Source organism: Sporomusa acidovorans (genome assembly GCF_900101845.1).
In the GTDB taxonomy this organism is placed as follows: Bacteria; Bacillota; Negativicutes; order Sporomusales; family Sporomusaceae; genus Sporomusa; species Sporomusa acidovorans.
In genome coordinates, this window is sequence record NZ_FNAM01000013.1 from 59,239 (window position 1) to 79,944 (window position 20,706).

General features: G+C 44.2%; 20 protein-coding genes. 3 read left to right on the forward strand and 17 right to left on the reverse strand.

The genetic code is table 11. The features are described 5' to 3' along the window. Positions 1 to 412: 412 nt before the first annotated feature. On the reverse strand, positions 413 to 1,351 hold the full coding sequence (locus tag BLR65_RS10980; RefSeq protein WP_093794233.1) for a helix-turn-helix transcriptional regulator: 939 nt from the start codon (positions 1,349 to 1,351) through the stop codon (positions 413 to 415). 191 nt (positions 1,352 to 1,542) lie between these two features. Between BLR65_RS10980 and BLR65_RS10985 the strand changes: the two genes are divergently transcribed. Further along, complete coding sequence (locus BLR65_RS10985) at positions 1,543 to 2,589, forward strand: AbrB family transcriptional regulator (protein ID WP_211285064.1); 1,047 nt, start codon at positions 1,543 to 1,545, stop codon at positions 2,587 to 2,589. Positions 2,590 to 2,650: 61 nt separating this feature from the next. Continuing rightward, complete coding sequence (locus tag BLR65_RS10990; protein ID WP_093794234.1) at positions 2,651 to 3,664, forward strand: type I glyceraldehyde-3-phosphate dehydrogenase; 1,014 nt, start codon at positions 2,651 to 2,653, stop codon at positions 3,662 to 3,664. Between the two features lie 113 nt (positions 3,665 to 3,777). On the opposite strand, the gene BLR65_RS10995 is transcribed toward BLR65_RS10990, so the two are convergent. The 9 genes from BLR65_RS10995 to BLR65_RS11035 all read right to left on the reverse strand — a co-directional run bounded on the left by BLR65_RS10995 (position 3,778) and on the right by BLR65_RS11035 (position 12,244). After that, positions 3,778 to 4,533: an ABC transporter ATP-binding protein gene (locus BLR65_RS10995; protein ID WP_093794235.1), complete on the reverse strand. Its 756-nt coding sequence runs from the start codon at positions 4,531 to 4,533 to the stop codon at positions 3,778 to 3,780. Beyond that, positions 4,530 to 5,339, reverse strand: coding sequence for an ABC transporter permease (locus tag BLR65_RS11000; RefSeq protein WP_093794236.1), 810 nt, complete (start codon positions 5,337 to 5,339; stop codon positions 4,530 to 4,532). Before BLR65_RS11000 ends, BLR65_RS10995 begins: the two co-directional genes overlap by 4 nt. A 55-nt stretch (positions 5,340 to 5,394) precedes the next feature. Then, on the reverse strand, positions 5,395 to 6,372 hold the full coding sequence (locus tag BLR65_RS11005; protein ID WP_093794237.1) for an aliphatic sulfonate ABC transporter substrate-binding protein: 978 nt from the start codon (positions 6,370 to 6,372) through the stop codon (positions 5,395 to 5,397). 118 nt (positions 6,373 to 6,490) lie between these two features. Then, complete coding sequence (locus BLR65_RS11010; protein WP_093794238.1) at positions 6,491 to 7,321, reverse strand: replication initiation protein; 831 nt, start codon at positions 7,319 to 7,321, stop codon at positions 6,491 to 6,493. 196 nt (positions 7,322 to 7,517) lie between these two features. After that, complete coding sequence (locus BLR65_RS29740; protein WP_093794239.1) at positions 7,518 to 7,718, reverse strand: hypothetical protein; 201 nt, start codon at positions 7,716 to 7,718, stop codon at positions 7,518 to 7,520. Beyond that, entirely contained in the window at positions 7,708 to 8,520 is an 813-nt protein-coding gene (locus BLR65_RS11020; protein ID WP_093794240.1) for a sulfurtransferase, read from the reverse strand. Before BLR65_RS11020 ends, BLR65_RS29740 begins: the two co-directional genes overlap by 11 nt. A gap of 10 nt (positions 8,521 to 8,530) precedes the next feature. Next, the gene (locus BLR65_RS11025; RefSeq protein ID WP_093794241.1) at positions 8,531 to 9,613 is read right to left on the reverse strand and encodes a DUF3641 domain-containing protein; all 1,083 of its coding nucleotides are present in this window, start codon (positions 9,611 to 9,613) and stop codon (positions 8,531 to 8,533) included. A 161-nt stretch (positions 9,614 to 9,774) separates the two neighbouring features. Next, the gene (locus tag BLR65_RS11030) at positions 9,775 to 11,103 is read right to left on the reverse strand and encodes an S-layer homology domain-containing protein (RefSeq protein ID WP_169716731.1); all 1,329 of its coding nucleotides are present in this window, start codon (positions 11,101 to 11,103) and stop codon (positions 9,775 to 9,777) included. Between the two features lie 301 nt (positions 11,104 to 11,404). Next, positions 11,405 to 12,244, reverse strand: a complete 840-nt coding sequence (locus tag BLR65_RS11035) for a replication initiation protein (RefSeq protein ID WP_169716732.1) — start codon at positions 12,242 to 12,244, stop codon at positions 11,405 to 11,407. A gap of 285 nt (positions 12,245 to 12,529) precedes the next feature. Between BLR65_RS11035 and arsS the strand changes: the two genes are divergently transcribed. Then, on the forward strand, positions 12,530 to 13,480 hold the full coding sequence (gene arsS, locus BLR65_RS11040) for an arsenosugar biosynthesis radical SAM (seleno)protein ArsS (RefSeq protein WP_093794244.1): 951 nt from the start codon (positions 12,530 to 12,532) through the stop codon (positions 13,478 to 13,480). Positions 13,481 to 13,554: 74 nt separating this feature from the next. Here arsS and lplA read toward each other — a convergent pair whose 3' ends face one another. Genes lplA through BLR65_RS11075 form a run of 7 tightly spaced genes read right to left on the reverse strand, consistent with a single transcriptional unit; the run spans position 13,555 to position 20,690 of the window. Then, a complete protein-coding gene (gene lplA / locus BLR65_RS11045) occupies positions 13,555 to 14,556 on the reverse strand; it encodes a lipoate--protein ligase (RefSeq protein ID WP_093794245.1) in 1,002 nt (333 codons plus the stop codon). 55 nt (positions 14,557 to 14,611) lie between these two features. Then, positions 14,612 to 14,800: a hypothetical protein gene (locus BLR65_RS11050; protein WP_093794246.1), complete on the reverse strand. Its 189-nt coding sequence runs from the start codon at positions 14,798 to 14,800 to the stop codon at positions 14,612 to 14,614. 40 nt (positions 14,801 to 14,840) lie between these two features. Beyond that, positions 14,841 to 16,100, reverse strand: coding sequence for a DVU_1553 family AMP-dependent CoA ligase (locus BLR65_RS11055; RefSeq protein WP_093794247.1), 1,260 nt, complete (start codon positions 16,098 to 16,100; stop codon positions 14,841 to 14,843). Beyond that, positions 16,084 to 17,484, reverse strand: a complete 1,401-nt coding sequence (gene trsS / locus BLR65_RS11060; protein WP_245692700.1) for a radical SAM (seleno)protein TrsS — start codon at positions 17,482 to 17,484, stop codon at positions 16,084 to 16,086. The genes BLR65_RS11055 and trsS overlap by 17 nt, the downstream gene beginning before the upstream one ends. A 9-nt stretch (positions 17,485 to 17,493) precedes the next feature. Then, on the reverse strand, positions 17,494 to 18,243 hold the full coding sequence (gene trsM / locus BLR65_RS11065; RefSeq protein WP_093794249.1) for a DVU_1556 family methyltransferase: 750 nt from the start codon (positions 18,241 to 18,243) through the stop codon (positions 17,494 to 17,496). A gap of 2 nt (positions 18,244 to 18,245) precedes the next feature. Next, the gene (locus BLR65_RS11070; RefSeq protein ID WP_093794250.1) at positions 18,246 to 18,461 is read right to left on the reverse strand and encodes a DVU_1557 family redox protein; all 216 of its coding nucleotides are present in this window, start codon (positions 18,459 to 18,461) and stop codon (positions 18,246 to 18,248) included. Beyond that, a complete protein-coding gene (locus BLR65_RS11075; RefSeq protein ID WP_093794251.1) occupies positions 18,462 to 20,690 on the reverse strand; it encodes a pyridine nucleotide-disulfide oxidoreductase/dicluster-binding protein in 2,229 nt (742 codons plus the stop codon). It abuts the gene before it with no gap. Positions 20,691 to 20,706 lie beyond the last annotated feature (16 nt).

Here is a 20,706-nt window from a genome sequence, read left to right on the forward strand (position 1 = left end):
CGCTATGGTCACAAGCACAGTCCAGCTTCGCTGGACGCGCTGCATCAAAAAGGGCAGACAAAATCGAGAAATACTCCTCTCAATTTTGTCTGCCCTGTATTGTTTTATTTGCCCCTTTGAGCTCCTGATTGGGCCCCCTATCCACAGTGCACATTCGTAAGATTAATAGCGGTTATTTTGTTATTTAATGATATGATTTTATGAATTCAATAAGGGCTTCAATGAGTGCATCAATATCACTTTTAGTATTCATAGGCGAAAAACTGATCCGCAGCGCACTATCCGCCATGGCCCGACTTAGTCCGAGCGATTCCAGCACTGAAGGTCCTCGGGTATGAATATCTCTGACACAGCCCTTCCTCCATTCACTATTTTTCGGCGAACCTACAGCTGCTATTGTTTATTCTTCGGATTATGTCTCGGCTACGATTTTCCCAATGTCCGTTGTATCATATCCGCCAATATTACCAAATTCTTTTTTGAATGTTGCGGAGCGGACAATCTTTAGCATGGTCATGACCTCATGCGTATTGAGGTCATCTTTTTTTACAATAAGCTGATAACGTTCTTTTTTTATAGGGATAAAATCAATATTATCTACTTGTTTTGCGATTTTTTCACTTCCAATTGCAACATCTACCTCGCCGCTGCTGACTGCGCTAGCTACTGTCAAGTGGGAGGATGTTTCATTGGCATAGCCATTAATTTGCCTGCCGCTAATTCCAAGAAGCCTCAGATTCTCATCAAGTAACACCCTAGAACCCGCGCCTTTTTCCCGATTAATCATCGTAATGTCTTCTCGTGCAAAATCATTCCAGGTTTTAATATTTTTAGGATTACCTTTTGCAACATAGAAGCCTTGCATTCTACCTGTCAAATGAATGATGACTGCCGGAATTCCGGGAAGCAGTCTGCGAACATACGGAATATTGTACTGATCTGTATCTCCATCCCACAAATGAGCTGCAGTTACCTGAACTTTCCCTTGATATAAGGAAATCAGGCTGTCATAGCTGCCAATATAGGCACGCAGTGCAGATACTCCGTTTAATCTTAAATAATTAGACAGAACATCCAGGATAACATCTTGTCCGCAAATGATAAAGTTCTTGCAGCATTGATTTAATTCAAACACTAAATCATTTTGCAGAAAAGCCTTGTTACTTAATGCAATCTGTAAACTTCTTGATTTTGCAATATAGTTATCTACATCTTCCTGCGTAAACCGAACTTTACGGCCAACTTTATAGGATGTGATTTCACCTTTTTTTATCAAATCATATATCGTACTTTTACTAACATGTAAAATATCGGCAACTTGCTCTGTAGACAGCGCTTTATTATTATCCATTCTTATCCATCCTATATTTATATATCGTTTTATATAATTATATATTATTTCGTACATTTCTACCATAAACAACTAGATTTACTATTTTTCAGTGCTATAATTTATTTGAAATCAAATATAAAGCACTGATTTATCTTGTTTTAGTATTATTACATATCAGTTCGCACATTTTGAAATAAGAAAGGACAGGTATGGTTAACTTAATAATTATTCTTTTGGCCGGCGGAAGCTTAGGCTTTGCACTTTTTAAAATAGAAGTCCCTGGAGGACTTATGATTGGTGCCGTTCTTGGCGTGGCTTTGATCAATGTTTTCTGGGGAGTTGATCCTATGCCAAACGAAGCAAAAACTTTAGCCATGCTTATAGCCGGAGCGTTCATTGGATGTACTGTAGAGAAAAGTGATTTAAAACGTCTTCCTTACATTGCGAAACCGACTATGCTCATGTTATTTGCCTTTTTGGTACTGAACCTATTTATAGGTGCAATTATTTATTTAATGAGTCCTTTAGATTTAGTAACATCGCTGATGTCGGCTGTTCCTGGAGGAATTAGCGATACACCGATTATCGCAGCAGACATGGGAGCCGATGCACCAAAAGTTGCGGTAATGCAAATGGCGCGTCAAGTATTGGGTATTGGCATATTTCCATCAATGATTTTAGCTTATCATAACCGAAAAAATTTTACCGAAAATGCAGACAGGGAAATCTTTACTGCCAAACGAGCAAAATCAAGCACAAAATCTTGGGCAGCATTTTCAGTAACTATGGCAGTGGCCGTAATTATGGGAGTTTTAGGAAAATACTCAGGTATACCTGCAGGCGCATTTGTTTTTTCCATTATATCTGTTTTGATTTTAAAGCTCGTATTTAACTTCGCTTATCTGCCGCGCTGGGCAAAGCAAGGAGCACAAATTTTAAGCGGCGCGTATATCGGCAGCAGCATTACGATGTCGGACATTTCTGATATGCGGCATCTATTGCTGCCACTTTTGGTAATTATTCTTGGCTATATTGCCAACTGCTTCATTACAGGTAAAATCATAAGCAAAATGTATGGATTCACCAGAAAAGAAGCAATGTTGATTACAACTCCCGCAGGTGCTTCTGACATGGCATTAATTTCGTCAGATATAGGGGTACAAAACACAGACATCATTATTATGCAGATTATCCGTGCAGTTGTAGTAATGACATTTTTTCCTCAACTCATTAGTTTGATTTGTACTTTCATGTAGGAGCAAATAACTCGGCAACAAATTTACTTTACATACAACAAAACAGAAGGAGGAGTTTTGATTGAGTATACGAATTGCAATCAATGGGTTTGGCCGTGTAGGCCGTCTTGCATTTAGGCAATTTTTTGATTCGGATGAATATGAGGTGACCGCAATCAACGATTTAGCTGATGCTGCCATGTTAGCCTACCTTCTAAAGCACGATTCAACGCAAGGTAAATACCGGCTTGCCGCTGAGGTAAAATTTGCCGAAGACTACATCAGTGTTCGCCAAAGGAAAATTAAAGTCTATAAAGAAGCAGATGCCTCAAGACTTCCCTGGCGGCAACTTGGTGTAGACGTTGTGCTAGAGTGTTCTGGTGCTTATTTGTCTAAAGCCAAATCACAGGCTCATCTTGCTGCAGGCGCAGGTAAGGTCGTTATTTCCGCTCCGGCTGGCAAAGATATGTCAACCATTGTTTACGGTATAAATGAGAAACTGTTGACACCCGATGATAAAATCATTTCTGCTGCTTCGTGTTCAACGAATTGCTTAGCATTAATGGCCAAGGCGCTCAATGACTATGTACCCATTCAGAGCGGTATTTCAACTACAATTCATGCTTTTACGGCCACCCAAATGATACTGGATGGACCACAAAGAAAAGGTAACTTGCGCAGATCACGTTCAGCCCCGGCTAACATTGTTCCTACCACAGCAGAAGCTGCCAAAGCGATTGGACTTGTAATTCCGGAATTGGCTGGAAAACTCAGCGGCTCAGCACAACGAGTTCCAGTTGCAGCAGGATGCTTAATTATTTTTATCGCAGTTGTTAACGGAAAGAATATAACGGTTGAAAGCATCAATGCGGCCATGAAGGCATGCTCATCAGATTCATTTGGTTATACGGAAGAAGAACTCGTCTCGTCTGATATAGTTGGCATCACCTATGGCGCACTGTTTGACGCTACGCAAACCATAGTTAGTCAAATTAATGAGAATACATACCAAGTTCAGGTCACATCGTGGTTTGACAATGAGAACTCATATGTAAGCCAAATGGTTAAAACAACTAAGTATTTCGCAAAGCTTTGATTATGGATCACTTCTGAAAAATAAAAGAGGCCGGTCAAGTTTTCTGCCCTAACCGGCTTTTTTCTATCTCTATTTAATTTAATCCCATATTCCATATCTTACATGAAAGTTCCTTAAACCTCAACTTGGCGAAATTCCTGATAAATCTCTTTCCTTATCTGCTGAAAAACCGTATCAGAACGATTTCTTGGCCGTGGAAGATCTATCGTAAATTCTTTTTTTATCGTTCCGGGACGTTCTGACATTACAATAACCCGGTCTCCCATATATACAGCTTCCTCAATGTCGTGAGTGACCATAATCATTGTGGTTTTCTCTTGCTCCCAAATATCCAGAACCTCTTGCTGCAGCTTTAAGCGAGTTAGCGCATCTAAAGCGCCAAAAGGTTCGTCTAATAGTAAAATTTCCGGCCGGTTAACCAAAGCACGGGCAATCGCGACTCTTTGCGACATACCTCCGGATAGCTGCCCGGGATATGCGTTTTTAAAACGCTCAAGCCCCACAAGCTTAAGGTGATCAATAATAAGTTTGTTCTTTTCTTCTTTCGATCCCTTTTGCAGTGCAAACTCCATATTTTCCCATACCGTTAGCCAGGGCAATAAGCGGTGTTCCTGAAAGACAATCCCCCGGTCGAGACCCGGACCGGTAATTTTGGTTTTTCCAATGCTGACTGTGCCACTGTATTCCCTGTCAAGCCCGCCGATAATACGCAGCAAGGTACTCTTACCGCAGCCGCTGGCGCCAACAATACAGAGAAATTCATTCCGGGATACATTGAGAGATATTCCATTTAGCGCCAGCACTTCGCTATTTTGTTTTTTATATATCTTAGTCAAATTATGTATGGTTACATGATTGCTATCTCTCATACCCCGGTAAATGACTCCTTCCAGCGGATAATTTTCTTTTCTATGACACGCAATAGACTATCCATAATTTTGCCGACTACACCAATGGCCAGCATGCCTACCAAAACCCTGTCGGTTTGGGCTAATGCCCGGGCATCTGTTAACATATAGCCGATGCCTTTCATCCCGGCAGACAATTCCGCCGCTACCACACACATCCAGGCATAGCCAAGGCCGACGCGAAGTCCGGAAATAATAAAAGGAAGAGCACCGGGGATAACCACTTTCGTAATAAACTTACGTCTGGGTACTTCCAGCACCTGGGACAATTCCACAAATTTATGATCTGTCTGCCGAATGCCATCTAAGACATTGATAAAAATCGGGAAAAATGCGCCGATGACAATGATAAAGATTTTTGATCCTTCCTCAATCCCAAACCAGAGGATGGCTAAAGGCAGCCAGGCTATGGGGGGAATAGGCCGCAACAGTTGAATCAAGCCGTCCATCAATTCAAACATAAGGGGAAAAATACCCAGCCCCAAGCCTAACCCTACTCCTAACAGCGCAGCTAAGAAAAATCCTTCCACTACCCGAATCATACTTGTTCCCAGATGAGTGACCAATTCTCCGGTAGAAAGCATAGCAACAAAAGCGTCAAATACCTGGGCCGGAGATGGCAGTAAGATCGGTTTTACCATGCCGCTGACAGTAATGCCGTGCCATATGGCGAGCAAAATACAGGGTAATAAAATCCGTTTCCACTGCTGAAAGCCGGTAGTTATGCCGAGCTTGTACACTTTCGCTATCTTTAATACCAGTTCCATCCTTTACATCTCCTTGCCGAGTCCCAACATATTTTATACTCGCATCAGTATCATCTTATTTTCTAAGAATAAAGGACTGAACATCTACCGGATTTTTAATCAAACCGTTTTTCCGCATAAACTCTTCTGTATCTTTCATATCAGCTACAAATTTATCCGTAACTTTTCCCTCATAATTGAATTTGCCAATAATTTTTGTTAACTGCGCTTGAGGCATTTTTATATCTTCCATCAACAATTTGATACATTCATCCGGGTTTTGTTGCAAATACTCATTTCCTCGCTGGAATGCCCGCAATACGGCATCTACCGCCTCCGGATTCTTATCAAGCAACTCCCCGTTCGCCATCAATACGGCGTAACCTTCATAGATGCCGGTCCCGTCAGCGATAATCTTGATTTCGCCGGCTTCTTCCATGCGGGTGATCAAAGGATCCCACATAACGCCGGCGGCGACATCACCGCGCAGCAGCGCTGTAGAGAGATCATCCATAGACATATGAACAAATTGGATATCATTCATGGTCATACCATTTTGCTCCAACAGCAGCGACAATAGTTTCTGTCCATACGCGCCTTTTGTCGTAGCTACTTTCTTCCCTTTTAAATCAGTCACTTTAACAATATCTGAATCTTTTTTCGCAACCATCGCCAACGCCTTCGGTGCTGCGGAAGCAACGGAAACAATACGGTAGTTCGTGCCGGCAGCGCGGCCCACAAAAGCAGGGAAATCGCCCATTACGCCCATGTCCAAATGTCCGGCGGCAAAAGCTTCGCTCACCATGGGTCCCAGGCTAAAAGGCTGCCACTTCAGCTTAAACCCGACCTTTTGCAATTCTTCATCAATAAACCCTTTCTTTTTTGCCACCCACATATGAGCATAATGAGGCAATGGCACAACACCGACGCGAATCTCTTTTAAGGCGGACGCATCATTCTTGGGTTGGGCTGCCGGAGTGCTTGTACAGCCACTGGCTGCTAAAACAGCCGACAACAAAATAAACAGCACCGCCAATAATTTCCACTTACGCATTATACATACACCTCTTGATCGTTCATTTAAATTCCGGTATTTCTCCTATATCCATTATATAATAAAAAAGCCAACGATTGCAAGTTAAAATAATCATGCAATCGTCCGCTCTTCTCGCCTAATCAACTGTAGGTTTCTGCTCAGGAAGCGCGAATTTAAATTCCGGCTCCTTTTCTCGCATTTTTTTGGCTTCTTCCCCTGTCATCACTTGAAACCAAATACCTTCTACCCTGCGTCCGGAAAATGTCGGTCCAAACCGGACAAATATCGCCTTGTCCCAATCATAAATTTCCTGAAGCGAAGGCTCTAAAACCCGGAGTTTTAACTGCCCATAAGAATATCTGGTGTGCTCCAGAGACAATAGCTTCATAAGTTCGGGAATCGAATATTCCGTAATCCCACTATCCTTCGAAGACCAAATAATATCAAAAACAGCTAATGTATGTTTGCCTCTGTATTGAATTCCTTTGATTAACTGACACTCAAAATCATCGGGATCCATGGCTGCAAACAAATGCAAAATTTTATCCGTGAATTGAAAAGTTATTCTGTTTTCCGTATATTCGATACTTTGAAACCACTGCGTCCTGATTAATCTGCGACTGTTTTTTTCGTACAGCCAAACCCCTTTTGTGGATACCTTTTCCAGTTCATTAACTAATGAAGCATACAGTCGATTGGCGTCGAGATCGCACACTTCTAAAAAATCACGAATTGACATCCCGCATGCTGATTGGATGGCGTCACTTGTTGGGGACACCTGCAGTTGAGAGATAGCCGCAGTTAACATTTTTTGCTGTAGCTCGGTAAGAGGGTCACGGCGTCCGATTACATTTTCCACGCTGATCGATCTATTAGGATTTGTTGTAAGCCCCTCAGGCTGAAGCGCCGCAGATACAAATTGTTCACTATCAAAATCATCTGGAACTTTTCTTAAAACAATATCCAATTTTTCCACCTCATAGCACTATTATATAGTGGCGATATATCGATTGCAAGTCACATTCATGCTCGCAATCGACTATTTCCAGTTGCAAAGGAAATTACAGAAATTACACACTATGAGGTTTAGAGCGCGTATTGTTCCTTTCACCGGCACCTGCGCCATGCAACCCATTTCGGATAAATACGACATTGAAATACTTCTAGTAGGGCCATAAAAATTCCTTCCAGTGTGGCAAGCCACTATTTTCAGCGACTGCTCTTACAGCAGTACGCTTATTTGCTTCTATTACCTTTGCAAATTTCTGCGTGGCTTCTGTCTTGATTTGTCTCTGCTTTTTTGTAAATGCCAGACATCTATTCAAAACACTCATCTCCTCCACTTCAGGCAGCCTATTGCCCATCAATCTCAGCCGGCAGTTCCCCTCGTTGACTCCATTCGATCCACGACCCGGCATAGTTTTTCACGTTTTTGTAGCCGAGAACCTCACTCAGCACATAAGCAGTATGCGTAGCACGGACTCCTGCCTGGCAATAGGTAATGACCGTCTTATCCGGAGTAATTCCCTTGGTTTTGAATATTTTTCGCAACTCGTCGACATTTTTGAGCGTTTTATCCGGATTCAGCACATCCCCCCAGTATAGCCAAACGGCTCCGGGAATTCGTCCCTTCCGCACTGCGCCCGGGGCCTGTATGCTGCCCGAGAATTCGTCCCATTCCCTGACATCCAAAATAATTACCTTAGGATCAGGCTCTTTTACGGCATTCCAAACTTCTTCCGTTGTCGCCAATTTACCGGTATCTATCCTTGTTAACTTAAAATTGCCGGGGGCAACTTTCAAAACCGCGTTAGTCAATTTATACCCTAAAGCCTGCCAAGCTTCCAAACCGCCGTCCAACATCTTCGCGTTATGATAACCGAAAATATCGAGCAGCCACCAAAAGTGAGCCACATAAGCAGGGCCATGCTTATCAGAATCAGCATAAAGCACAATAGTATCCTGATCACTAATCCCCAGTTTGCTCAGCAAGGCAGCAAAATGCTCCGGCGTTGGGACCGGACCCTTTTGATCCATATAGTCTTGCCACCAGGCATTTACGGCCCCGGGAAGGTGCTCTTTCTGATAGCGTTCCGGTGGTCTTACGTCAATTATTTTGACAGTTTCGTTCTTGATTAAGTCCTGCAAATTTCCCGGGGTTATCAAGGAAGCTTTATTAACAACCCCTTGATTGCCGGCAGCTTCCGCATAGGCGTTCGCAGTAGCTTTTATATTTCCTCAGATTAACAGTTGATTGTAGTACGTTATATTCATCAAACTGCCTGCAGTTTACAGGAGCAACTTTCTTATTTTCCGGGTTCATCCAGGAGTAAGAAGAACTCCCCCTACAAACTGCACCTGCAGTGCAGCCGAAGCAATGATCGTCGGTCTCAATAGACAACCCCAACAAATCTTCAGGTCTTATTTTTCCAATGGGTTTAAAGGTAACGGCTGGCAATCTTACCATCTGATTAAAACAACAAGCAAACAATCTGCCTCGCCAATCAACATTGATTTGTTCCCGGCACATTACTTTATCCAATTTAGCAACGTCAAAATTGCGGATAAGCAAATTCATATAGCTATTAAGCAAACCTTTTTGAGTTAAAAATGCCCGAAATCGGTCGATAGGCATATTAGGTATGGCAAAAAAATCATCAAAAATAATTCCGTAATCGTTGCCCAGGTTTTCGCGATATACAGCTTCCAAATTACCCTGAACAGGCAGAAACGCACCTAGAGGTCTATACACCAAATTAAGTTTCAAATTCGATTTTTTTGTACCATAACCGATACTGTTCAGTTGTTTCAGGACTTCAATTTTTCGGAAAAACCTTTGTCGGTCGGTTAAGTTAGTTTCCTTATAAAACGGCATGGATGCAATAATTTCGACGTTATTCTTAGCAAGAAATTCCGGTAAATGCCGATATTCCGAATTCTCAATAATGTCTAGATTGACACGCAGCATAATCTGTTTTACGGATTTTATTTGCCGAAGGATTTTGATAAGAATTGGCAGATTGGGATTTAATGTTGACGACTCACCGAAAATATCCACGGCTATTTTTCCGGCATTATCAACAAATTTTAAACAGTCTTGCATAACCGCGAGTCCCATCATCTTCATTGGCACACCACCATGACAGCGACGAAAATGCAGATTGTCCAAATACCCCATGTTTACCTGCAGACACCGAATTGCATCCCGTATCAGTGCTTTCCCAGTCTTGTCAACATACTGCCGAAATCTGTTCTGCACTTCCGTCACTTCCTTAAAAACTAAGTATTCCTACCTAGGACTTTTCAACAATTTCATCAATCTCGTCAATTCGACAAGTAATTGTGGCGTGGGTGACCAAGGCCAGGCATAAGTACGCCGCCTATCCTCTTAAAGGATGAGCACATACCGGTTCAAGTCAATTAAAAAAAGAAATGCAGCTGGGTCTGATAAAACTTAGTCTTTGATTTGTCGCCGGGAACGGTGGCTTTAATATCATCATAATAAAAATCCCATTTAATGTTTTTAGCCGGGACATACGCAAACCCTATTTCATAACCTTTCGACCCTGAGGCGGCATAGGTCCAGTCAGCGACACCGCTAAAACTATCCCAAATTACCGAGGGATCGGCTTTGAGATAGTGGGCCCAGGCACCATAGCTGCCGGGTTTATTCAGATCGGCGCCCTTATAGCTGACTTGTAGCATATAGCCTTTATTGTAGTCACTGGCATCCGATTTGGCATAAGCGCCAGTGAAAATATAGTCATGCGCAAAGGGAACTACATACCCGGCTTCCCAACGCTTGGTAGATACATGAATGTCGTTGTTCTTTGTTTGAAAATATGTAGCCTTCAATGTGCCGGGGCCTACCGGAATGCTGACGTCGCCGCCGGTGACAATTGTGCTGCCTTCGGATGTACTGTCCCAAAATTCGTCGCTAGTAGCCAGGAAAGACTGCTTTTTATCTGATGAAAAAATCTTGCCGCTGCGGAAATCGCGGCCATAAACCAGGTTTACCTTAACGGTGTTGCCATAGCTTATTTTTGCCCCTTGCAAGGTGGAAGCGCCATTAATAAATCCAGTGGCCAGTGTATAGTCTTGCCGGCCCAAAGTGACGTTGAAACAACCGATTGGACCTTGAACATTGGCAACCCGAATATAGCTGCCATAGTTTGAAGTGCTTTCATCGTTGCCAAGGTAACCGGCATAGGCGCCTTGGTTGGTTTTGTTGTCGTTGCGCAGTTCAAACACATACTTCCAGTCGTCATTGATTTTGCCGTTCACATCAAAGGCCAAAATCTGTTTGTGCTGAATCCAGGTGCCTTGTTTAACGCCTGCCGGATTGGTTATATCCCCGTTGCGGTAGCGGTCTTTTATTTCACCGGAAAACTGCGGCAGTTTGTCAACTTTCGTTTTTACGCTATCAACTTTAACCCCGAGATTTTGCAGTTCACCGGAAAACTCTGTCGATAATTTTTTAATAAGTTCTTTTTGCTGCCCATCAGCCTTTTCGGCCTTTTCCATTGCTTTACCCACAATCATCGCCATTTCATAACGGGTCATAATGTGGTCGCCCCGGAAGGTTCCATCGCCATAACCATCAACGATGCCAGCTTTCGCCAGACTGGCCACAGCATCGTAGGCCCAGTGGTTCGCCGGCACATCGGCAAACGGTCTAGCGGCAAAAGTGGTTCCCGCAATTCCCAGCGCAATGCTCAGGGTCAGTGCCATTGCTATTTTTTTATTCATAGTCTGCCTCCTATTTTGTTGCATTCTAGCTGGTTTCTTTTATCATAAGATAAATTATAAGAGCTATATACAACGTGTTAAAGATTTGTGCAGGCGGGTGGTGTGTTGGCAAAAGCGGAAGTCAAACGCCAGTGGTGGAGCGTTGTCAATGCACCGCCCACCTGCGCCTGCAGTATTCTTTAAGGCGGAATATATAGTATATAAGCCTTATCTAAATGCCGGTAGCAAAACCTTTCTTAAAAGTCGTTGTACCTCCTCTCATATGTTTTTCGGTTCGGCTATCAGCACAAGATCCTAGGAATCAAGCCATAGGCTGTTCGATCGGTTTTTCCTTTGGAGAGGCAAACTTAAATTTTGGCTCTTTTTCTCGCAATTTCCGGGCTTCTTCCCCGGTCGTTACTTTAAACCATACTTCTTCCACTCTTCGCCCTGAGAAGGTTGGCCCAAACTGAACGAATATGGAATCATCGATATCATAAATTTCTTGCAGTGAAGGTTCCAGAACCCGAAGCTTAAGCTGTCCATAGGAATAGCGCGTATGCTCCAAAGATAAAAGTCTCATTAATTCAGAAATGCTGTACTCAGTCACTCCTTTCGCATTCGAAGAGCTAATGATTTCAAAAATGGCTCGCGTATATTTCCCTCTATATTGAATTCCTTTGATTAACAGCCTATCGACATCGTTAGGTTCTATAGCGGCGACCAGCTCCAGAATTTTACTAGTAAATTGAAATGTAATTTCTCCGTCTGCGTACCCGATCGTTTGAAACCATTGTGTCCGAATTAACCTTTTATGTCTTTTTTCATATAGCCATATCCCTTTGGAAGCTACCTTTTCAATTTCACCTAGCAGCTTATGATGCATGTTATCTTGTTTTATATTACAGAGTTCCAAAAATTGATTGATATGGATTTTGCATACCGTCCGCGCAGCGCCAAAATCGCCGGAAGAATAAATAACGGAAATGGCTGTACTCAATATTTTCTGCTGAAGTTGTGTAAGGGAATCACTGTACCCGATTGCATCGCCAATTCTTATCAAACGCCTGAACCTGGCGGCGCGTCCCTCGGGATGAACAACAGCAGATGCCAAGTTTTCAACATCGATGTCCGCTTTAACCCGCCTCAAAAAAATTGCCACTTTCCTCACCCCAAACGCAATATATAGCAATATCAATTGCAGATATAAATTTGTTTGCAATCGATAAGCCAAAAATATAGGGCAAAACTGCAATACTGCAGTCCTGCCAAGTGTTTTAGACCACATTGCTATTATATAACAGCGCGCATTCAATTGCAAGTATAAAGCAACTTGCAATTGAATGTTTTTATCTTTATTATTGCAAATCAAAAATATCTTGCAATTAATAAAAAAATATTATATCATTGGAAATAGCAATTACTTAATAGGGAACGGGGGATATACATGAAAACATTTTGTGAAAGCATCAAGGAAACGGGAGAAAAATTAGTCAGAAACAAAATTGATATTGTGCAAGTGAATATCGGCTATGTTTGCAATTTGACATGCAAGCATTGCCACGTGCAGGCAGGTCCTAACCGCACAGAACAAATGAGTGCCGAAACCATGCAAGCGTGTCTTAAGTTTATCGGCGAGGCAAAAGCAGCTACTATCGATATTACCGGGGGTTCGCCAGAGATGAATCCTCATCTGCCGCTGCTGATCGAAGAACTACGTAAAATCAGTACGGTAAAACGCATTTTGGTCAGAACTAATATGACCCTTTTAACCACAGATAAGTATAAGCATTTGCTTGATTTGTTTAAAGCGAATAAAATTGAACTTGTCGGCTCATTACCTTGCTATGGCGAAGAAAATGTCAATGCCCAAAGAGGCGATGGCGTATTTAACAGCAATATCAGTGTATTGAAATTATTGAACAGTATTGGCTATGGAAAAGAAAAAACCGGACTCATCCTTGATCTTGTGTATAATCCGGGCGGCGCCTTCTTACCGGGGCCGCAAGCGGTATTGCAAGCCGCCTATAAGGAGCAGCTAAAAAACAATTATGGGATTGAATTTAATCATCTTTTCACTATCACCAATGCACCATGCGGCCGTTTTAAGGAAGATCTGAAAAAAAGCGGCGAATTTGATGCCTATATGAATGTCCTCGTTGATAATTTTAACAGGGACAACCTTAAGAAAGTTATGTGCGTATCACAAGTCAACATCGGCTGGAATGGTGCCGTTTATGACTGTGATTTCAACCAGGCGCTTGGCATGCGCATTGGCTCACCGAAAACAATTGCCGATTTCACGCCTGATGAGTTACTGTGTGAAGTATTGGCAGACGATCATTGCTATTGTTGTACTGCCGGGGCAGGCAGCAGTTGCCAAGGCAGTCTGGATTAATATAAGTTTAAAAACCACATGTCCAGCGTGCTGACGTGTGGTTTTTATTATAGTATTATTTAATTGCGATTAAATTAAAACTCTTGCGCTCCTATCATCTGACCTATATCTCGCATTATTTTTTTCTCGTCCCTATTCTGGGCAGGTACTTGAGAAAGTGCAGCGCAAATATTGTTTTTTTCAAAAATGCACCCTTTCAAAACCGCAGGTATCGCTGCGATCAAATCCGAATTCATAGCGTCAGAATAGACTCCTACTGTTACGATTTTTCCACTGCTCACATTAAACTGAAAAACAACTTCACCCCAGGCAAACCTTTTGGAAATTTCATACTTGAAATTGATTTTTCTTCCAAATATCCATTCCCAGGAGGAAAATTTATCAATCGATTTTTGTAAATCAATGTGATCAATCTGTTCCATGCCCAGTTTCAATGGTGTCAATCTGTATGTTTCACCAAAAGCCTCTACCAGTTTTTCTTTTAAGCTGGTAACAGATAGAGTCTCTTCACAAAAATTTACCAAATTAGCAACCCTTGATCTTATCGAATTAACGCCATTGGATTGTAACTTTTCATTCGATACATGCAAATATTGGGACACCTTCCGGATATCTACATTTACCATCAAAGTCCCATGGTGCAAACAGCGTTCATTCTTTTCGTAAAATGCATTTCCTGAGATTTTTTTTCCCCCAATAGTAAGATCATTACGCCCGGATTTCGCTGCGTTAAGTCCAAGTTTTTGCAATGCCAGCAAAATAACATTTATTTGCTTATCAAGAGAATAGTCATTTTGTTTCACTAAAAATGAAAAATTTAAATTTCCCTCATCATGGAAAACCGCACCACCTCCTGATACCCTTCTTGCCAAATGTCCTCCATTCGCTTGCAGTTGGTCTATGCTGCATTCCTTCCAGCAATTTTGGTTTCTTCCAATTACAACCGTATTTGAATTTTGCCAGAGATACAATATACACTGCTTTTTCTTCACATTGAAAAGCAAATATTCTTCCAGTGCTAAATTATAATAGGGGTTTGTTTGATCGCTTTCGATATAAATAATTTCTTCTATCATAACATTTACCACTTTTCAAACAGGCTGCAAAAATTACCATGCAGCACATCTTTCATCATGTTTCATCTCCATTTGACAACATTTTTTCCAAGATATTTACACCTTTATTCAAAATTGTAATAACAAGCCCAACCATAATAATACCTGCCACAACATTGGTATAGTTGGCATATTCTGCGTATAACTTAATAAAATAACCAAGACCTGCCGAAGCTCCCATCATCTCCGCAAAAATTAGAATCATAAAGGAAGTTGATAATGTCACCCAATCTCATTAACTCTCTTCAAATCAAACTGATTTGCCGCTTCTTCAATTGATACATATAGGGCCTAATGCCGTATTGAACCTCCAGCTTCGCCCTGTAAGGCAAGACCTTTTCGATGTCCGCTGCCTGCCACTTATGCCCGGGTTCCAAACAGTAGACAGTCAGCAGCAAAATATTATCCTTTAATGTGCCTTGATAATCCAAAACCCCGTCAAAAGCAAAAACTATCTCATCCAGAGCCGGAAGATCAAGCGGACTGTCCAAGCGCCCTTTGACCTTGTCCAGGCATGGCAGAACACTGCCGCAAGAGCAGGGTTCCTTAAGAAACCTGCCTTTATCGCCGGTAGCATAGCGGATCAGCGGCATCGCATCCCGGGTCAGCGTTGTAAAGACAATTTCCCCGTACTCCCCAACCGGCAGGGATTTACCGCTTTGATCCACCACTTCCCAATATATGTCCGCTTCCCGCAGGTGGTAACCCCTTAGCGCACTGCAGGACACACCGCCGCCCAGCCCCATTTCCGTCATTCCGTAATGCTCGTGAACCCGGCATTGGAATATCTCCGTCAAGCGTTCTTTTATACTGTCGGCGATATAGTCCGTACTTAACAGAATGGCCTGCAGTTCAATAGGCGTAGTCCCCTGCTTAATGCTGTTTCGGTACCAGTAAGCTACAAGCAGCATCTGCACCGGATTGGCTACGACAACTTGGGGCTTTTCTTTTAACATCAGCCCAATAACCTTTTGACAGTCATCAACCGGTCCGTATTTCAGAGCCAACGCGCCAAAACGTCCCAGACTTCGGGCCAGTAAATCCCCTACCCCGCCCGGACGTACACAGGGGAGCAGGATCAACACTTTGTCACCGCTCTTGGTCATGGTCGTCATACCGTTAGCAAAAAAATCCACGGTCAACTCCTGGTCGGACCGGGAAAAAAAGATCCGTTTCGGGGCGCCAGTCGTTCCGCTGCTATCCAAGGTAACAATCCGGTGGATATCCTCCTGCCCAACACACAGCATACGAGAGCCATGCTCCCGTAAATCCCTGTCCCTGATCAGCGGCAGCTTTTCCCAATCTGCCAAGCATCGAATTTCACTTACGCAAACATCCTTATACAATTCACGATAAAAAGCGGAACGTTCCTTTACGTAATTGAGCCTCGTCAGCAAAACCCGGTTTTGATAGTCCCTGAGGGCAGGAAGACTAAGTTTGTCCACGTCAATTTTTTGCGCTATCCAACCCTCCAGTGGGGTAAGTTCTTTAGCAATACCGTCCATACAAATTTCTTCCTTCTTTATCCGTCAGATTGTAAGCACAGAAAGGAATTAATTTGTGGGTGGGGGTGGCCACATGAACCCGGCATTTTTGCAGCCGCTCCAAATCGATATTCCAGACATCCTGGAACGCCATAGCCGTAATGCTGAAGCCCTTTTCATGGACCTGCTTGATAAACAGATCCCACTCGTCGACAGCGTCACCGTCACTGCTGTCGTTGCCGCTGTCGCATGCGGTGCTTTCCGCCCTTTTGCCCCATTTGCTTCCTAAATATTTGCGAGCGCCGATAATAGCATCCTGCTGACAGGAACAGCATTTTTTTTCCGGTGGAGTGGAAATGGCAGAAATCTGTCCGTCAGACATAACCAGAAAATTACCATGAAAAGAGCAAAGGGAATGCCCCGTCAACAGCGGAATAAAATTACCGGTCCGAAGCCGGCCTTGGGTTTGATCTTCCAGATCCCGCAAAAGCCTGGGGATAGTATAACGCATCGCATCGGTAGGTTCCGCCGGAAAACGTCCGAAATAGCTGACTGGCTGGAAATGGATGCCACGCACTGCCGGCTGGTTGTCCAGCAGAAAATCGACGATAGAGCCAATCTCCCCGTCATTGATGCCTGGAACGACCGTAACGACCAAAACGACCCCGATACCGGCTTGCCCGCAATTCCTGATCGCTTGTTTTTTTATGTCTATAAGTGCCTCGGAGCGGATCTCCCGGTAAATTTCATCGTTAGTCCCGTCAAACTGTAAAAAAACACAGTCAAGTCCGGCCGCTGCCAGCTTTTGGGCATAAGCCGGATCCGCTGCCAACAGCTTGCCGTTGCTGTTGACCTGAATATAAGGAAAGCCTTTTGCTTTGCCCAGCCGGATAATCTCCGCCAAATCTTCCCTTAAGGTCGGTTCTCCGCCCGAAAGCTGGATATTGAACGGCCGCCCGGGACTGCGTTCCAGCAAAAAGTCGTATAGCGCGCTTATTTCCTCCAGATTCATTTCCGCCAGCTTGTGCCCGGCATCCGCGAAGCAAAATTTGCAGTTTTGGTTGCAGCGCTGGGTAAGCTCGATCAGGACACAGCAGGCCTGCTGCTCATGCTGTGGACACATACCGCAGTCATAAGGACAACCCCTTTCCACCTCGGTATCACAAATCACCGGTTTGGTGTTGTCCGCCTGCCGCAGCCAGGCTTGATAGCGAGGTTTGCCCTCCCATACCAGGCTTTTGAAATCGCCGTGCTCCGGGCAGGTTTTTTCCAGGTAAATAGTATCGCCATAAGCGGTCTTTTGGGCCGGAATACGTTCCAGACAAACCGGACATACACTGGCTGTTTCCCGAATGACTTTCCTTTTGGGTTTTCGCTCCCTTACTTCATTGTCTTCATGCATCATTCTCACCACCTACTCTTTTTCCCATACAGATAAATAATAGCCGATCTTGACCTTCTTAATATTATTTTGTATCGTACACGCTTTGTCGCAAGAGCCTACGAGACTTTCCCAAAAAGCGGACATCGAACCGTAATTCATAATCAGGCCAGCCAGAAATCCCTTATAGACAGGGGTCTCGTCGTGCCATTCCTTCAACTTGAAACCAGCACCCGCCACTTCCTGGCAGACCACATCCTGACTGGTAATGCCGTTGATGCAGGTAACCATAGGCAAACGGGCAAAGGCCTGGGCGTTTTCCCGGATATACAGATCGCTAATAATCAGTTTGCCCTCAGGAACCAGGACACGCCTAATTTGATTAAGAGCCAGCGGTTTATCCTCAAACAAGGTAAAAACGCATTCCGTCAACACGCCATCAATGGAATCATTCCCGTAGGGCAGATCGTAAACACTTCCCACTTGGACATTCAGAGCACTGTTACGGGCTTTGGCCTTAGCAATTAGTTCTTCGGATATATCGATGCCCAAAGCCTCCATTCCACACTCCACAGCCAAAAACTCTGCTGTTTTGCCGCAGCCGCAGCCGATATCCAGCAGACGGCTGCCAACCGGGAAGCCAGCAATTTCCACTGCCTTTCTGGTCAGTTCCAGTCCGCCGGGGCGTAAGGCTTCCTCCGTGTATTGCTGAAATTCTTCATTTTCATATAAGATACTGGTGTTTTCCTCTATGTTATGTTCTTGTGTCCCGCTGTCTTTCATCTCTATTTCTCCTCCAAAGCCGTTTCCGCTTCCAGCATCTTGCCTAAAGCCAGGCTCTCAGAAATATAGCTTTGACCGCACAGCGGACAGCTCAGGATTTTCACCGGAAACGCACTCTTCAGGTAGCTCAGCGTTATCGGTAAAGGCTCCAATTCAACATCGCAGGACACACACCGGATCCGTTCACTGTTTTTAATCTCCAATTGAAAATTTGCCATTTAATCTTCCTCCATGCTGATGCGGTGGCTATAAGCGTTATAGATTTCGTAACCCTCGTCTTTGGGTGCGTATTCCACCCAATAGGTAATAATACCCGGCTTAAAACCGGCAACAAAATGGTTGTCCGCCGGACGGAGCAGCTTCCGATTATGCTCTTCGGCATAGCGAATAACCTTTTCGATATTGCCCTCGTCAATCAGCCGTTCTTCCAGCAGGCGGCGTACCTGCGGACTGATGAAAAGCCGAGGCCCATCCCCTTGCTCCCGGCCATCCTGATAAAATTCTTGGAGTAAATCCCTTTTCAAAATCCGGCGATTCTCCTCCTGCTGTCTTAAGCCTGGCGCGGGCCGGCAGGCTGTTTCCGGCGTATCTTGGCCGAAAATTACATCAAAAATATGGTAAGTCGGTTTGCCGGCGCTAACAAAATAATTGCGGCAAACGGTACAGTAAGCCACATAATCCAAGGGACTTTCACTGATTCTTTCCGCAACTGCCTTCAAGGCGGCCTCCTTATTCTCACAGAAAACTAACCCGCTGTAACCACAGCATTTGGTCTTTTCCCGGCTATATGCCAGTTCCTCGACTTGATAGCCGGCTTCCTGCAAAATCCGGCGTACAGCATCTTGAATTTCTTTTTCATAGCGGACCGTACAGCTGTCGTGTACAGCTACCGTATGTGGTTCTCTTTCGGCCTGAGGCAAACCGTATTCGGCAAAAACCTCCCAAAGAAGTTTCACCCGCATTAACGGCTCAGCCGCTTTAAACTGTTGATAGCAGGTTGTACAGCCTACGATCATGATCGGTTTGCCCATCCGTGACCATTTCGTCAAAAGTTCGGACATGGTTTTCTCAAAAAGCTTTGACTGACCTGCCCACTCAGCCGGAGCGCCGCAGCAGCCCAAAAATATCCCGACACTATCCAGCTTGTCCTGCAAATACCGATAAGCCGGCCCGATATATTCCGGCATGGTGGCAGCCATTTGGCAACCCGGAAAAAACAGATACCTGCTTTCTTCCAGGCCTGACCGGTGGCGGCACAAGCTGAATTCATCGCTATTGGAAAAAAGCATATCCCGAACCGGAAGATCAATATTCGATGTTTCAACCTTTCCCACTGCCTTCTCCCCGCCGGACAGCGGCAGGGCATTCGGGCAAATATCCTTGCACAAGCCGCACAACGTACAGTCTGTTTCTTCCTTTTTATCTGTACCGCCTCCCATAACAGGCGCGGTATCGGCAATCTCTTTGATATAGGATTTTGTAAATTTACCAAAACGTTCCGCCAGCTTGCACTCTCGGATACAGCTCGTACAATGGCAGTCCAGACAGCGCTCAGCTTCTGTTAAACACTCGTCTCTGGTATATGTACTTTTCACTGCGCGAGCTTTTTTCCCCATACCCTGCAGTGAGACTTTCAGTTGACTTTGATAATATCCTTCTCCATAGCGGGCCGCCGTAAACGATTTATTTTTCAAATATCTGTCCAGGGAAACAGCTGCCCTGCGACCGTCGGCAATAGACTGGACGATCGAGTAAGGCCCGTCTTCCCTTAACATGCTGCCACCCGCAAAAACCTTGGGATTAGCGGTCTGCAATGTTTTTCGGTCAATACGAGTGTCGCTTAAAGTTTTGTCCCCGCTCAGATAGACACCGTCATACTCCTCCAGGATCTGTGCCATAGAAATATCCCCGCCTATTTCGGTATGAAACCGGAATTCAATAGGCAGCGCCGTAAGCGGGGCTAAATCCACGGCTATATCTTCAGCACTGACATTCGCTGCCGTACAAGCCCTGCCACCTAAATTCCCGGTCTTTTCAAAAATAGTAAGGGCAAAACCTTTTTCGTATAAAGCCCAGGCAGCAGCCAACGCGCCCATTCCTCCGCCGATAAGCGCAATTTTCTTTCTGATTTGCATTTCAGGAACAATCCGTGGCACAGAGAATGTCGCGTTAGCCGCAACAGCCTTTTCCAACAAGTTAATCGCAACGCCCTCGTCAAGTTCTTTTCTTTGACAGGCATTCTCGCAGGGGGCCGAACAAGCTTTGGCCACAAGCCGGGGAAAATAGCTATACTTTTGAAATAACTCGGCCGCCCCGTCAAAATCATCTTTTTTGATAAGGTTTATCAGCATACGCACCGGCAAGTGCAACGGACAAGCCGCCTGGCAAGACGGTGCATGCTCGGCCATACATTGAGCCTCGGTTTTCTTAATTAGATTTGAATTCATTTATCCTCCTGAAAAT

Coding starts and splice junctions, on each gene's coding strand:
- BLR65_RS11005 (WP_093794237.1), bottom strand. CDS start 6,372: ATGCGTAAGTGGAAATTATTGGCGGTGCTGTTTATTTTGTTGTCGGCT.
- lplA (WP_093794245.1), bottom strand. CDS start 14,556: ATGATAGAAGAAATTATTTATATCGAAAGCGATCAAACAAACCCCTAT.
- BLR65_RS11030 (WP_169716731.1), bottom strand. CDS start 11,103: ATGAATAAAAAAATAGCAATGGCACTGACCCTGAGCATTGCGCTGGGA.
- BLR65_RS11055 (WP_093794247.1), bottom strand. CDS start 16,100: ATGGACGGTATTGCTAAAGAACTTACCCCACTGGAGGGTTGGATAGCG.
- BLR65_RS11000 (WP_093794236.1), bottom strand. CDS start 5,339: ATGGAACTGGTATTAAAGATAGCGAAAGTGTACAAGCTCGGCATAACT.
- trsM (WP_093794249.1), bottom strand. CDS start 18,243: ATGAAAGACAGCGGGACACAAGAACATAACATAGAGGAAAACACCAGT.
- arsS (WP_093794244.1), top strand. CDS start 12,530: ATGAAAACATTTTGTGAAAGCATCAAGGAAACGGGAGAAAAATTAGTC.
- BLR65_RS10980 (WP_093794233.1), bottom strand. CDS start 1,351: ATGGATAATAATAAAGCGCTGTCTACAGAGCAAGTTGCCGATATTTTA.
- BLR65_RS11070 (WP_093794250.1), bottom strand. CDS start 18,461: ATGGCAAATTTTCAATTGGAGATTAAAAACAGTGAACGGATCCGGTGT.
- BLR65_RS29740 (WP_093794239.1), bottom strand. CDS start 7,718: ATGGGCAATAGGCTGCCTGAAGTGGAGGAGATGAGTGTTTTGAATAGA.
- BLR65_RS11050 (WP_093794246.1), bottom strand. CDS start 14,800: ATGATTCTAATTTTTGCGGAGATGATGGGAGCTTCGGCAGGTCTTGGT.
- BLR65_RS10985 (WP_211285064.1), top strand. CDS start 1,543: ATGGTTAACTTAATAATTATTCTTTTGGCCGGCGGAAGCTTAGGCTTT.
- trsS (WP_245692700.1), bottom strand. CDS start 17,484: ATGATGCATGAAGACAATGAAGTAAGGGAGCGAAAACCCAAAAGGAAA.
- BLR65_RS10995 (WP_093794235.1), bottom strand. CDS start 4,533: ATGAGAGATAGCAATCATGTAACCATACATAATTTGACTAAGATATAT.
- BLR65_RS11075 (WP_093794251.1), bottom strand. CDS start 20,690: ATGAATTCAAATCTAATTAAGAAAACCGAGGCTCAATGTATGGCCGAG.